The sequence below is a fragment of the Streptomyces sp. NBC_01235 genome, assembly GCF_035989285.1.
Classification (GTDB): Bacteria; Actinomycetota; Actinomycetes; order Streptomycetales; family Streptomycetaceae; genus Streptomyces.
Genome location: NZ_CP108513.1, coordinates 4433510 through 4447374 on the forward strand (window position 1 = coordinate 4433510; position 13865 = coordinate 4447374).

General features: G+C 72.0%; 10 protein-coding genes and 1 tRNA gene. 4 read left to right on the forward strand and 7 right to left on the reverse strand.

Annotated elements, in window-relative coordinates; translation table 11 throughout:
* Positions 1 to 9: 9 nt before the first annotated feature.
* The gene (locus tag OG289_RS19490) at positions 10 to 1506 is read right to left on the reverse strand and encodes a peptidoglycan-binding protein (protein WP_327315305.1); all 1497 of its coding nucleotides are present in this window, start codon (positions 1504 to 1506) and stop codon (positions 10 to 12) included.
* A gap of 216 nt (positions 1507 to 1722) precedes the next feature.
* Here OG289_RS19490 and OG289_RS19495 point away from each other — a divergent pair.
* From OG289_RS19495 to OG289_RS19510, 4 genes are all read left to right on the forward strand, one after another.
* Positions 1723 to 1796, forward strand: a tRNA-Lys gene (locus OG289_RS19495).
* Between the two features lie 325 nt (positions 1797 to 2121).
* On the forward strand, positions 2122 to 3963 hold the full coding sequence (locus tag OG289_RS19500; RefSeq protein WP_327315306.1) for a glycosyltransferase family 2 protein: 1842 nt from the start codon (positions 2122 to 2124) through the stop codon (positions 3961 to 3963).
* Positions 3960 to 5909, forward strand: a complete 1950-nt coding sequence (locus OG289_RS19505; protein WP_327315307.1) for a kelch motif-containing protein — start codon at positions 3960 to 3962, stop codon at positions 5907 to 5909. The genes OG289_RS19500 and OG289_RS19505 overlap by 4 nt, the downstream gene beginning before the upstream one ends.
* A 169-nt stretch (positions 5910 to 6078) precedes the next feature.
* Positions 6079 to 7302 (forward strand): glycosyltransferase, encoded by a 1224-nt coding sequence (locus OG289_RS19510; RefSeq protein WP_327315308.1) that lies wholly within the window; start codon positions 6079 to 6081, stop codon positions 7300 to 7302.
* A gap of 21 nt (positions 7303 to 7323) precedes the next feature.
* On the opposite strand, the gene OG289_RS19515 is transcribed toward OG289_RS19510, so the two are convergent.
* The 6 genes from OG289_RS19515 to OG289_RS19540 all read right to left on the reverse strand — a co-directional run bounded on the left by OG289_RS19515 (position 7324) and on the right by OG289_RS19540 (position 13865).
* Positions 7324 to 8334 (reverse strand): glycoside hydrolase family 6 protein, encoded by a 1011-nt coding sequence (locus tag OG289_RS19515; RefSeq protein ID WP_327315309.1) that lies wholly within the window; start codon positions 8332 to 8334, stop codon positions 7324 to 7326.
* A gap of 245 nt (positions 8335 to 8579) precedes the next feature.
* Complete coding sequence (locus tag OG289_RS19520) at positions 8580 to 9239, reverse strand: class F sortase (RefSeq protein WP_327315310.1); 660 nt, start codon at positions 9237 to 9239, stop codon at positions 8580 to 8582.
* Between the two features lie 3 nt (positions 9240 to 9242).
* Complete coding sequence (locus OG289_RS19525; protein WP_327315311.1) at positions 9243 to 9869, reverse strand: hypothetical protein; 627 nt, start codon at positions 9867 to 9869, stop codon at positions 9243 to 9245.
* 118 nt (positions 9870 to 9987) lie between these two features.
* Positions 9988 to 10767 (reverse strand): HAD-IIA family hydrolase, encoded by a 780-nt coding sequence (locus OG289_RS19530; RefSeq protein ID WP_327315312.1) that lies wholly within the window; start codon positions 10765 to 10767, stop codon positions 9988 to 9990.
* 142 nt (positions 10768 to 10909) lie between these two features.
* The gene (locus OG289_RS19535; RefSeq protein WP_327320736.1) at positions 10910 to 11767 is read right to left on the reverse strand and encodes a hypothetical protein; all 858 of its coding nucleotides are present in this window, start codon (positions 11765 to 11767) and stop codon (positions 10910 to 10912) included.
* Positions 11768 to 12395: 628 nt separating this feature from the next.
* A complete protein-coding gene (locus OG289_RS19540) occupies positions 12396 to 13865 on the reverse strand; it encodes an ROK family transcriptional regulator (RefSeq protein ID WP_327315313.1) in 1470 nt (489 codons plus the stop codon).

Here is a 13865-nt window from a genome sequence, read left to right on the forward strand (position 1 = left end):
GAGGCCGGTTCACGAGAAGAGCCGCCGCCAGGTCTCCGGGCCCGGGTAGCCGTCGGCCGCACCGCCGCGCCAGCCCTGGGCGCGCTGGAAGGCCTCGACTCCTCGCCGGTCCGCCTCGCCCCAACGCGGCCCCGGTCCGCTCGCGTAGAACCTGCCGAACCCCTTCTTCACCAGCTGCCTCCCCAGCTGGGTGACATACGCGTTCTGCGCCCCGGGCCGGAACATGCCCCGGCCGGGGAACGGGGGGATGTGCGGTCCGCCCCCGGGCGAGGACGGGAACGGGGACGAGACGGGTGGGCCCGCCGCACCGGTCGCGGGGTTCGCGCCGGTGCCGCTGCCCACGCCGGTCCCGGCGTCGGCTCCGCTCCCGGTGCCCGTCCCGGGGAGCTGCGAGGCCGCCTCGATGTTCTTGCCCTTGCCGGTGACCAGCAGGGACCAGGTCTTCGGGCCGGGGATGCCGTCGGCGCCGGCGCCGCTCCAGCCCTGGGCGCGCTGGAAGGCCTGGGTGGCCCAGCCGTCGGCGGCCGACCAGCGCGGGCCGGGGCCCGAGGTGTAGAAGCGCGCGCCGCCGCGCTCGACGAGGAGCCGCCCCAGCAGGGTGACGTACTTGTTGTTCGCGCCGGGCCCGAAGGCCGCCCGCCCGGGGAACGGCGTCGCCGCGACGTCCCCGGCCCCCGGCTCGTTCCCGCCGCCGTCGGCGTTGCCGACCTGTTCCCCGGTGCCGGTGCCGGTGCCCGTGCCGCCGCCGGTGCCCGGTGCGGGCGTCGTGAGGCCCTTGTATCGATAGGGCACGTAGTGGCCGGAATGGCTCCAGTAGGCGTACGGGGTGGCCTGGCGGCGGGCGGCCGGGCGGGTCTGCTCATAGGCGATGTAGTAGCTGTGGGTGTAGTCCGTCCAGCCGCCGAAAATGACGACGTGCGAGCCGTTCTCGGGGTCGGACGGATTGTGGAACAGCAGAATGTCGCCGGGCTGGAGTTCACCCTTGGAAATCCGCGTCCCGTACTGGTGAAGACTGCCCGTCCACTCGTTCCCGGGCAGGTTCCAGGCCATGGAGACGAAGCCCGAGCAGTCCTGCCGGTAACCGTCGTACCAGTAGGTGCCCATGCTGTACGGCACCTCTGCGGAAACCCATTCCTTGGCCCGTCTGATGATGTCCGCCCGGGTCGTCGCGGGCGTCTTGACCGGTCCCGCCAGTCCCCCCGGGCGCGCCGGCTGCCCGGCCGGTCCGTGCAGCGGAGCCGTACCACCCTGGGGCGTCTCGGGCTCGTCACCTGCGGGAACACCGGGGCGGTCGGGGGCCTGGGGGGCGGCGACGGCGGGCAGCGCGTGGCCCGCGCCGAGCGCCGCCGCCGCCGCCGCGGTGGCGACGACGAGGGCGCGGTGGGCGGCCGGGTGACCGCCGAACGGGGCGGGCGGTGAATGCCGGCTCACCCGCCGCCGCGATACGCATCCGGGGCATTCGCAGTCGCTCGCGGGATCGAATTCCTCGAATACCGGAGCCTCCATGCGATTCCCCTCACACTCCAGCTGGAAATGTCCGCGACTGTGCACGTACGCCAGTTTCTCAACTGTCTTCCCGACGCGCATGCTGACGGTCCGAACGATGTACGCGGGACCCACCCGGCCCCGTGCCCGCCCCGTCCCCGCCCTATGGCCGGCCCGGCTCCGGCGCGGGTGGTCCTGGGCACCCTCGGGGGTCCTGTAGAGTTGTCCCGTCAGCAGGCGCCGCTAGCTCAGTTGGTTAGAGCAGCTGACTCTTAATCAGCGGGTCCGGGGTTCGAGTCCCTGGCGGCGCACAGACACCGAAGGCCCCTCGCGAGAGCGAGGGGCCTTCGTTCGTATCCGCGTGCGACGACCGGCCCTCGATCGCATCCGCGTGCGATTACCCACAGCGGGTTCACAAAGTCCACCACACCCCCACATGCGCCACAATGCGCCCGTATGACGGGTAAACAGCGCGTTTCCCATCTTGCGATCATGCTGAACGCCATAGAACCCTGGTTCTCAAGATGCCGCGGATTCGCGGCAGTTGGGGGGATTTACACGCGGTGCGAGCCGCGTGTGGGGGGATGATTCATAACGGTGCCTGCGCACCACCATTCCGGACGTTCCGGCGGCACGATGACGTACCGCCGCCTCAGAAGGTCTCTGCCGAAGTACGACTACGAGCACTACAGCCGACTGGCGGGGCCCCTCACCCAGCCGGAGCCGGGCAGACCGTACACCGTCCGCTACCGCTCGCTGCTGGCCCAGGAGCCGCACCGGATCCGGGCCGCCCTGATGCTCTGCGCGGCGCCGCTGCTGTCGGTGGTGCTGCTGGTGTGGCTGCTGAGGCCGGCGCACTGGACCGAGCGCGACCACCCGGCCCACGGCTTTCTACCGGCCCTCGACATCGTGATGCTGGTGTCGATCGGCCTGATCGAGTTCTTCCGCTGTCTGAACGTGCTGTCGAACGCGCACGCCACCCTGGTCGCCCGCGACCCCGTCCCGGTGGTGCCCGAGACCGGCACCCGCGTCGCCTTCCTCACCTCCTTCGTGCCCGGCAAGGAGCCGCTGGGGATGGTGACGAAGACCCTTCAGGCGGCCGTCCGGCTGCGCCACCAGGGTCTGCTGCACGTCTGGCTGCTCGACGAGGGGGACGACCCGGAGGTGAAGGAGGTCTGCGCGAGCCTGGGCGTGCACCACTTCAGCCGCAAGGGCGTCGAACGCTGGAACCGGCCGTCGGGCCCGCATCGCGCGAAGACCAAGCACGGCAACTACAACGCCTGGCTGGAGGCGCACGGCGACGCCTACGACTACTTCGCCTCCGTCGACACCGACCATGTGCCGCTGCCCAACTACCTGGAGCGGATGCTGGGTTACTTCCGCGACCCGGACGTCGGCTTCGTCATCGGCCCGCAGGTCTACGGCAACTACGACACGTTCGTCACCAAGGCGGCCGAGTCCCAGCAGTTCCTCTTCCACGCCCTGATACAGCGCGCCGGCAACCGCTACGGCGCCCCGATGTTCGTCGGCACCTCCAACGCCGTACGGATCAGCGCGCTGAAGCAGATCGGCGGCCTGTACGACTCGATCACCGAGGACATGGCCACCGGCTTCGAGATGCACCGCACGCGCAATCCGGCCACGGGACGGAAGTGGCGGTCGGTCTACACCCCGGACGTGCTCGCGGTCGGCGAGGGGCCGGCCGCCTGGACCGACTTCTTCACCCAGCAGCTGCGCTGGTCCCGCGGCACCTACGAGACGATCCTCAAGCAGTACTGGAAGGGCTTCTTCAGCATGCCGCCGGGCAAGCTCTTCAACTACACGCTGATGATCGTCTTCTACCCGATGTCGGCCCTCAACTGGATCCTGGCGGCGCTGAGCTGCGCGCTGTTCCTGGGCCTCGGCGCCTCGGGCGTGAACATCGACCCGGCGGTGTGGCTGATGCTCTACGGCAACGCCTCGGCGCTCCAGATCGGCCTGTACCTGTGGAACCGGCGGCACAACGTCTCCCCGCACGAGCCGGAAGGGTCGGGCGGGGTGGCGGGCATGGCCATGTCCGCGCTGTCGGCGCCGGTGTACGCCCGCTCGCTGATGGACGCCGTACTGCGGCGCAGGAGCAGGTTCGTGGTGACGCCGAAGGGTGACTCCGCGAGCCCGGACACGCTGTTCGGGACCTTCCGGATCCACCTGTTCTTCGTGCTGGTCTTCGCCGCGTCCATCGTCGCCGGGTTCGTGTTCGGGCACGCCCATCCCGCGATGATCGTCTGGGCGTCGTTCGCGCTGCTGGTCACCGCCTCGCCGATCGTGGCGTGGCGGGTGGTGGTGCGGGAGGCGGCCGTCCGGCGCGGGCGGAAGGACGGGCCGCGCGAACCCCGCGAGCCGGGAGAGACGGGTGGGCCGGGAGAGACCGGAGCGCCGGGCGATCGGGTGCCGGTGGGGCTGGGACTGCCCTCGGGACCGGGGGGACGTGACGAATGAGGTTCGGGACCGGCCGTTTCGTCGTCCATCGGCGTGCCCGCAGGTTCGCGATCACCACGGCGGTCGTCGTCGTGCTGGCCGGGATGAACGGGCCGTGGCTCTACCGCTTCGGGACGGAGAAGTACCACCGGTACGCGATCGACAGACCGGAGTACAAGGCGGCCAACGGCCACTGGCAGATCGTCGAGTTCCCCAAGGAGTACCGCCAGGACACCATCCACGCGGTGCTCCTGCACACCGGCAGGGTGCTGCTGGTCGCGGGCTCCGGCAACAACCAGGACAACTTCGACGCGAAGAGGTTCGACACCCGGATCTGGGACCCGGTGAAGGGCACCGTCAAGAAGGTGCCCACCCCCAACGACCTGTTCTGCACCGGCCACACGCAGCTCGCGAACGGCTCCGTCCTGATCGCGGGCGGCACCAAGCGGTACGAGAAGCTGAAGGGGGACGTCACCAAGGCCGGCGGGCTGATGATCGTCCACAACGAGAACCCGGACAAGCCGATCACCCTGCCGGCGGGGACGAAGTTCGCCGGGCGCGAGAACCGGAAGACGTTCGTGTCGAAGGACCCGGTGCTCGTGCCGCGCGCGACGAAGGTCTTCGACAAGAGGACCGGGAAGTTCCTGCGCAACGACCCGGGGCTGGGCCGTGTCTACGTCGAGGCGCAGAAGTCGGGGGCGAAGTACGAGACCGGCACGCAGGACAACTACCGGATCCGCGGGCTGAGCGGCGTCGACGCGCGCAACACCTACGGCATCGCGCAGAAACTCGCCCTGGACAAGAAGGACTTCCAGGGGATCAGGGACGCGTACGAATTCGATCCGGTCGCCGAGAAGTACATCAAGGTCGATCCGATGAACGAGGCCCGCTGGTATCCGACGCTGACCACGCTCGGCGACGGGAAGATCCTCAGCGTCTCGGGACTGGACGACATCGGCCAGTTGGTGCCGGGCAAGAACGAGGTGTTCGATCCGGCCACCGGGAAATGGACGTACACGAAGAAGGTGCGGCAGTTTCCCACGTATCCCGCGTTGTTCCTGACGCAGGACGGGAAGATTTTCTACTCCGGGTCCAACGCGGGGTACGGGCCCGCGGACGTGGGGCGGGACCCCGGCATCTGGGACGTGACCGGCAACGGGTTCACCAGGCTGCCGGGCCTGAGCGACCCGGACCTGATGGAGACCTCGGCGACCGTGCTGCTGCCGCCCGCGCAGGACGAGCGGTACATGGTCGTCGGCGGCGGGGGTGTCGGGGAGTCGCCGCGGTCCAGCGCGCGGACGCGGCTCGTGGACCTGCACGACGAGAGTCCGCGGTTCGTGAACGGTCCCTCGTTGGAGAAGGGAACGCGGTATCCGCAGGTTTCCGTGCTGCCCGACGACAGTGTGCTCGTGTCGGGCGGCTCGCAGGACTATCGGGGACGGGGGAACTCCAACATTCTTCAGGCACGCCTTTATCACCCCGAGAGCAATACCTTCGAACGGGTCGCCGATCCGCTGGTCGGGCGCAATTACCATTCCGGCTCCCTGCTGTTGCCCGACGGCCGGGTGATGTTCTTCGGCTCCGACTCGCTGTACGGGGACGCGGCGAACACCAAGCCGGGGAAATTCGAGCAGCGGATCGAGATCTACTCGCCGCCGTATCTGTACCGGGGGGAGCGGCCGGAGCTTTCCGGGGGGCCGGAGAGTATTGCCCGGGGCGCCTCGGGGACGTTCGTCTCGAAGGACGCGGCGAGCGTTCGGAAGGTACGGCTGGTGCGGCCGAGTGCGTCCACCCATGTGACGGACGTGGATCAGCGGTCGGTCGCGGCGGAGTTCACCGTGACGGGGGACAACGTGCGGGTCACCGTGCCGGGGAACCGGAATCTGGTGCCGAGCGGCTGGTACATGCTGTTCGCCGACGACGGGCGCGGGGTTCCGAGCGAGGCGCGGTGGGTGAAGGTGCCGTAGCCCTCGCCTCCGGAAACCCTCAGGGCGAGAACCCCCGCATCGGGAAAGGGGAGTACCCGCTCCTTTCCACTCTCAACGTATAGCGCACCGGGGGGCTTGCGGCAAGGCCCCCTTCGTGCCGCAGAATCACCGGCCGAAGCCGGAATCTGCGGAAAACGGGAGTCGCGAAATGCGTGTGCTGTTGTCGACGTACGGGTCACGTGGGGATGTCGAGCCGCTGGTCGGACTCGCGGTGCGGCTGCGGGAACTCGGCGCGCAGGTGCGGGTGTGCGCGCCGCCGGACGAGGAGTTCGTGGAGCTGCTGGCCGGTGCCGGCGTACCGCTGGTGCCGGTCGGCCCGCCGATGAACTCGATGGTGCGGCCGGCGTCCGCGGCGGACGCCGGCCGGCGCGTGGCCGAACTGGCCGCGATGTTCGGCACGGTCGCCGCGGCGGCCGAGGGATGTGACGCCCTCCTGGCGACCGGGCTCGCGCACTTCGCCTCACGGTCGGCGGCCGAGAAGCTGGGCATCCCTTACGTGTACGCGACCTTCTGCGCCTTCATCCTGCCTTCGTCGCACCACGCGCCACCGGCGGCGCTGCTGCCGGGCCAGTCGCTCCCGCCGGAGGGAACCGACAACCGGGTGCTGTGGGACCTGAACGCCCAGAGCTTCAACACGCTGCACGGCGCGGCACTCAACGCCCACCGGGCCTCGATCGGCCTGCCACCGGTGGACGACGTCCGCACCTTCATGCTCACCGACCGGCCGTGGCTGGCGGCGGACCCGACCCTTGACCCGTGGCCGGAGACCTCGGAGCTCGACCTCGTCCACACCGGCGCGTGGATCCTGCCGGACGAACGCCCGCTGCCGGCCGACCTGGTGGCGTTCCTGGAGGCCGGCGCACCGCCGGTGTACATCGGCTTCGGCAGCATGCGCGGCGTCTCGGAGGACGTCGCCCGGGTGGCCATCGAGGCGGTCCGCGCGCAGGGCCGTCGCGCACTCGTCGGGCGCGGCTGGGCGGGTCTGGGCCTGATCGACGACAAGGACGACTGTTTCGTCGTCGGCGAGGCCAACCACCAGGCGCTGTTCGGCCGGGTGGCGGCCGTCGTGCACCACGGCGGCGCGGGCACCACGACGACGGCCGCCCGGGCCGGCGCGCCTCAGGTGGTGGTGCCTCAGGCAGGGGACCAGCAGTACTGGGCCGACCGGGTCGCCGAGCTGGGCATCGGCGCGGCGCACGACGCTCCGACGCCGACCTTCGAGTCCCTGTCGGCCGCCCTCAAGACGGCCCTGACCCCCGAGACCCACGCACGGGCCACCGCCGTCGCCGGGGCGATCCGGACCGACGGGGCGACCGTGGCCGCGAAACTGCTGCTCGACGCCGCCGGACGGGAGAAGCCTCCCGCGAGGTGACGCCCGCGTGTCCGCGTACGGTCATCCGCGGGCGAGTTGCAGTGCGTACGCCGGCCACCACTCCCCTGCCTTCGGGCCGCCCTTGCACTCGCCGTCCGACTCCCCCGGGCGCTTCACCCACAGGTAGGCGTCCACCAGGGGGTCCGTCGTGGTCGTCGTCGGGGTGTCTCCGAGGGCGCGGCCCGGCGGGTTGCACCAGCGCTCCGCCGGGGCGCCCTCCTCGTACGGGCCGTTGCCGTTGCGGCTGGTGTCGACGACGAAGTGTTTGCCGCCCGTCTTCGCCGAGAGCTGCTTGCCGTACGCGAGGGAGTCCTCGGTGGAGTAGAAGTTGGAGACGTTGACGGCGAAGCCGTCGGCGCGGGCCAGGCCGGCGCGTCGGAGGGGCTCGTGGATCTGGTCGGGGCGGCCCCAGCCGGCGTTGCCCGCGTCCAGGTAGACCTTCGTGTTCTTCAGGGACTTGAGGGCGGTGACGGCGTCGTCGAGGAGGTTGTAGCGCTCCTCGTGGAACTGCTGCGGGGTACAGCCGTCGACCAGGTGGAGGAGGGCGTCGGGTTCGACGACGACGACCGCCGGGCGGTCGGCGATGCCCCGGGCCACCGCGGCGACCCAGGCACGGTAGGCGTCCCCGTCGGCCGCGCCGCCCTGGGAGTACTGGCCGCAGTCGCGGTGCGGGATGTTGTAGAGGACGAGGAGCGGGGTGCGGCCCGCCCGGTCGGCGGCCTCGGTGAAGCCGCGGGCCTCCTGTTCCGGGTTCTCCGGGCCGAGCCACTGGCCGGTCGGCTGCTCGGCGATCTCCCGGACCGCGGCGGCCTCGTCCTTCTTGCCGGCCTTCTCGTAGGCCGCCGTCTGACGGGCCGCCGAGCCGTCCGGGTTGACCCAGAACGGGTCGGCCTCCTTGGGCTGTTGAGTGACGGCGGGCCCGGAAGTGGGCTCTTCGGACGGGCCGTCGCCATCGTCGCCGCCGCCCGACGAGCAGGCGGCGAGCAGCAGTACCGCGCCCAGCAGGGACGCGGCCCCCCTCCTGACGTACATCCAAATCCCCCTTGGGTGCACGGACTTGCCCCGGTCCCAATCCTGACATAAGACCCGCACCGCCCACGAGAGCGCCGGAAAACGGTCGTTACGGCCGTTCGCGGGGTAGGTGAACCTCACAGCCTCCCGCGCCGATCACCGGGTCACTCCCGCAACCCGAGCGCGCGGTCGAGGACCGGCCCGGTCGGCGGTTTCGGGGGAGCGGGCCGTCGACCGGGCCGGGTGACACCGTGGGTGGCATCGCGTCAGCCGGCGGTGCCCGTCAGGTAGGCCGACACGATCACGTTGGCCGTGTAGCTGCGGCTGGCCCGGTCGAAGGTGCCGCCGCAGGTGATCAGTCGCAGTTCGGCGCGGTCCGACTGGCGGGTGCCGTAGGCCTGTTGGGCGTCGAAGTGGTCGCGCTGGACGACCTCGACGTCGTCGACGGTGAACTCGGCGACCTTCCCGTCGTCACGGACCACTCGTACCGTCTCGCCGGCCTTGAGGGTGCTGAGCTTGTAGAAGACGGCGGGCCGGGTCTCGGTGTCGACGTGCCCGACCAGCAGGGCGGTGCCCTTGGCGCCGGGTTTCGCGCCGTCGGCGTACCAGCCGACGGCGCCCGCCTGGTCGAAGGGCGGTGGGTCGACGGCCCCCTGGGTGTCCAGGCCCCGGGCGACGACCGGGGCCTGCACGCCCAGTTCGGGGATGTCGACGCGCTGCGGCAGCGCCTGCCCCAACGGCTTGGCGGCGGGCGGGAGTTCGGCGTCCGGCGGACGGCCCACCGCGGCGATGTCACCCGTCGCCGGGGCGGATATGCCGTGCCGTACGTCGGTCACCTCGCGCCCCCACAGCCACAGCCCGAGCAGCAGCACCGCCCAGGCCAGGCCGGTGAGGAAACGACCGGAAGAGCGTTCGCCGTCGGACATCGCTCAGTCCGCTCCGCGTCTGCGGCGCACTCCGCGGAAGACGACGACGGTCGCGGCCACACCCGCGAGCACCAGCCCGATGACCGCCTGCGCGGTACCGGGGCCGTGGCTGTCCGCCCGCGCCTCGCCGACGGCGGCGAGCGGACGAAGCGGGGCGGCACCTCCGCCGCCCGCGTGGACGGGGGCGACGGGAGAGCGTTGAGAGGTCGGAGAGGTGGACGTGGCCGACTGATCCGACGGCGACGCCACGACCTTGATCCGGCCCTTCACCTTGAAGTCGAGGCAGGTGATCTTCACGTCGTAGGTGCCGGGCTCCAGCGAGGTGCGGACCCGGGTGTCGCCGACGAGCGTGCCGCCCTTTCCGCCTGTTCCGCCCGTCCCGCCGGTGCTGACGAGTTGTGCGTCCGCGACGAAGGCGTCCGAGGCCGCGGTGGCGGTCCTGCCGCCGCAGCCGCTGACCTTCAGCGTGACCTCGGCGCCGGGTGGGGGCGTGGCCGGCGTCACGGAGACGCTTCGGCCCCCGCTCCCGCCGCCGTCCTCGCCGCCGTCGCCCGAGGCGTACGCCGTGGGGATGAGCACCGCGGCGACGACCGCGACACCCGCACAGAGAGTGACTTTCATTGAACCCATCGTGAACCTCCAGCTATCTGGAGAGTCCCCCGCCAGGACCCGATGCGCATCCGCAGGCGGGTTCTCGCTGCTCCGTACGGGTGAGTTCCGCGGTGTCACGGGTTTCAGACGCGGCTTTTCAGACGCGGTCGACGAGGTCAGCGATCGAATCCACGACCTTCGACGGGCGGTACGGGAAGTTCTCGACCTGCTCGGGCCGGGTCAGGCCGGTGAGCACCAGGAACGTCTGCATCCCGGCCTCCATGCCGGCCAGCACGTCGGTGTCCATGCGGTCGCCGATCATCGCGCTGGTCTCGGAGTGGGCGCCGATGGCGTTCAGCCCGGTGCGCATCATCAGCGGGTTGGGCTTGCCCGCGAAGTACGGGTTCTTGCCGGTCGCCTTGGTGATCAGCGCGGCGACGGCTCCGGTGGCCGGGAGCGGGCCCTCGGTGGAGGGGCCGGTCTCGTCCGGGTTGGTGCAGATGAAACGGGCGCCGTCGTTGATGAGCCGGACGGCCTTCGTCATCGCCTCGAAGGAGTAGGTGCGGGTCTCGCCGAGGACGACGTAGTCGGGCTCGTGGTCGGTGAGGATGTAGCCGATGTCGTGCAGCGCGGTGGTCAGGCCCGCCTCGCCGATGACGTACGCCGTGCCGCCGGGCCGCTGGTCGCCGAGGAACTGGGCGGTGGCCAGCGCGGAGGTCCAGATGTTGTCGATGGGCACGTCCAGGCCCATGCGCTGGAGACGGGCGTGCAGGTCGCGAGGGGTGTAGATCGAGTTGTTGGTGAGGACCAGGAACGGCTTGCCGGACTCGCGCAGCTTCTTCAGGAAGGCGTCGGCGCCGGGGATCGGCACGCCCTCGTGGATGAGCACACCGTCCATGTCGGTGAGCCACGACTCGATGGGCTTGCGGTCTGCCATGTGCGGGATCTCCCTGCCGTACGCGAGTACGCGGTTGCTGCGCGTGTACGCGGTTGCTGCGTGCGCCCCAGACTAGTCACAGGCCCGATCTTGAGGGAATGGCCGGTTCCGGGGCGTCCACTGGCTGGGATGCGGCCCCGGTTCAACGGCGTCGACGGGCCACTCGGCGGGCCAGCAACAGAGCCCCGCCGGCGGCGAGGAAGCAGGCGGTGGCGGCGGCGAGGGCGGCGGGGAAGCCGAGGCCGGTGCGGGCGAGCTCCTCGGCCTCGTCGGCGAGGGAGAGGTGGCCGGGGTCCGTGGCGGAGGCGTCGGGAGTGGGGGTGAGAGTCGGGGCGAGGGTGTCGGGGGCGCGGGTGGGAGCGAGGGTGGCGGAGTCGGAGTCGGCTTCGGAGTCGGACTCGGCCTCGGGCTCGGACTCGGGCTCGGACTCGATGGCGAAGCGGTAGTCGTTCGACTGCCCGATCCAGTCGCCGTCGTCGCCCTGCCGCTGGACGACCGCCGCGTTGGCGGTGACGACGTTGGGCAGGGCGTCCGAGCCGAGCGCGAGGCGCAGCTTGACGCTGAGGGTGCGGCCTGGGCCGACGGTGAAGCCGGGGAAGTCGTCGGCTTCGTCCGTGTGCTCGTCGGCGTGCTCGTCGGTGAACGCCCCGACCAGTTCGTCGTCGTCGGTGGGCTCGAAGCGGACCGGGTGTGGTTGTCCGCCGGCGTAGAACTCCAGGTGTGGCTGGGACGGCTTCAGGGCGCGTCGGACGTCGACCAGGACGACGACCGGGTGGACTCCCTCGCAGGTACGGCGGGTGGTGTTGGTGAGGTCGAGATACCAGGTGCCGTATCCGCCGCCGGCCCGGTAGGAGTCGGGGCCGCCGCGGAGGCGGGTGGTGAGGGGGAAGGCGCCGGCGTCGGGGCCCGCGCAACTCGGGCCGGCTTCCGCGTGCGCGGACGCGGGGAGAAGGGCGGCGGCGACGGCGAGGCAGAGGGAGACAGGCGGGCACAGTCGCATGAACACGTGAGCCTGCACGAAGGAACGGCACAAGGAGCAACGGCACACCGCACGACCGTACGAATCCCCCCGTTCGGGGGAGGGGGCGCGGGGCCGGGGCGAGGGGCCAGGGTGCGGAGGTCGAGGGGTGAGGGGGCCAGGGTGCGGAGGTCGGCGCACTTCCCGGGGTCGCGGGGGTCCCCGGGGATCGCGGGGTCCCGGGGGTCGACCGACGCCGGGCGGGGGCCAGGGTGCGGGGGCCGGGAGTGCAGGGGTCGGCGCACTTCCCGGGGTCGCGGGGGTCCCCGGGGTCGACCGACGCCGGGCGGGGGCCGGGGCGAGGGGCCAGGGTGCGGGGGCCGGGAGTGCAGGGGTCGGCGCTTCCCGGAGGTCCCGGGGATCGTGGGGTCCCGGGGGTCGTGGGGTCCCGGGGGTCGGCGCGCTTCCCCGGAGGCGCTTCGGGGGGCGACGCCTGTGGGTCGACCGACGCCGGGCGGGGGCCGGGGCGAGGGGCCAGGGTGCGGGGGCCGGGAGTGCAGGGGTCGGCGCTTCCCGGAGGTCCCGGGGATCGCGGGGTCCCGGGGGTCGGCGCGCTTCCCCGGAGGCGCTTCGGGGGGCGACGCCCGTGGGGCGACCGACGCCGGGCGGGTCAGCCGTCTCCCCGGCCGAACACCGGGGCCAGCAGTAGCTGTGCCGCGCCCTCCGCGACGCCGCGGGCGCCGCCGGGGGCGAGGCGTACCGGTACGGCGCCCTCCGAGGAGCCCTCGCGGCGGGCGCGGGAGTCGAGGACGGCGGCGACTCCGTCGACGAACGGCTCCGGGTCGGCCGCGATCGTACGGCCGCCCAGCAGCACGGCGTCGATGTCGAGCAGTCCGACCAGGTTCGCGGCGGCCTCGCCGAGTACGCGTGCCGCCTCTCCCACGTCCCCCCGGCCGATGGCCGCCAGGCACAGCGCCTCGACGCAGCCCCGGTTGCCGCAGGTGCAGGGCGGCCCGTCCAGCTGGATGACCTGGTGCCCGAACTCCCCCGCGCCGGTGCGGGAGCCCCGGTGCACGGTCCCGCCGATCACCAGGCCGGCGCCGAGACCCGTCCCGAGGTGGAGACAGGCGAAGGAGCCGCGCTCGCCGGCGACGGCGAGGCCGAGCGCGGCGGCGTTGGTGTCCTTGTCGACGACCACCGGCGCCCCCAGCCGCGCCGCCAGCACGTCCCGCAACGGAAACCCGTCCCACTCGGGGAACCCGGTGACGCGGTGCAGCACGCCGTGGGCATGATCGAGGGGCCCGGGCAGAGCCACGCCGACGCCGAGGAGGGTCGGTGCGCTGGCCGCGAGTCCCGCACCCAGGGTCAGGGGTTCTCCAGTGGGTCTGGTGGACCCGGTGAGCCCGGTGGACCCGGTGAGCCCGGTGGACCCGGTGGACCCGGTGAGCCCGGTGGACCCGGTGGACCCGGTGGACCCGGTGAGCCCGGTGGACCCGGTGAGCCCGGTGGACCCGGTGGACCCGGTGGACCCGGTGGACCCGGTGAGCCCGGTGGACCCGGTGGACCCGGTGGACCCGGTGGACCCGGTGAGCCCGGTGGACCCGGTGGACCCGGTGAGCCCGGTGAGCCCGGTGGACCCGGTGAGCCCGGTGAGCCCGGTGAGCCCGGTGAGCCCGGTGAGCCCGGTGGGGACGCCCCCGAGGACCTCCCTCGCCTCCCGTGCCACCGCCGCCAGCACCTCTTCCGCGCCCGCGCCCAGCGACAGCGGGACGCACCGCTCCCCCACCACACGCCCGTCGAGGTCGGCCAGCACCACCCTCAGCTCGTCGCGGTCCAGGTGGACGCCGATCGCGTGGCCGGCCTCGGGGACCAGGCGCAGGACCGTGCGCGGCTTGCCGCCGGTCGAGGCGCGGTGGCCCGCCTCCGCCGCCAGCCCCTCCTCCCGCAGCCGGGCGGTGATCTTGCTGACCGCCTGCGGGGTGAGCCCCGTCCGCTCGGCGAGTTCGAGCCGGCTGATGCCGTCCGGGCCGGCCGTACGCAGCAGGTCGAGCACGAGCGCGGTGTTGTGGCTGCGCAGGGCGAGCAGGTTCACCCCTGCGCCCGGGCCTGGGGTGCGGCCGCCGCCGTTCGTCCTGTTCAC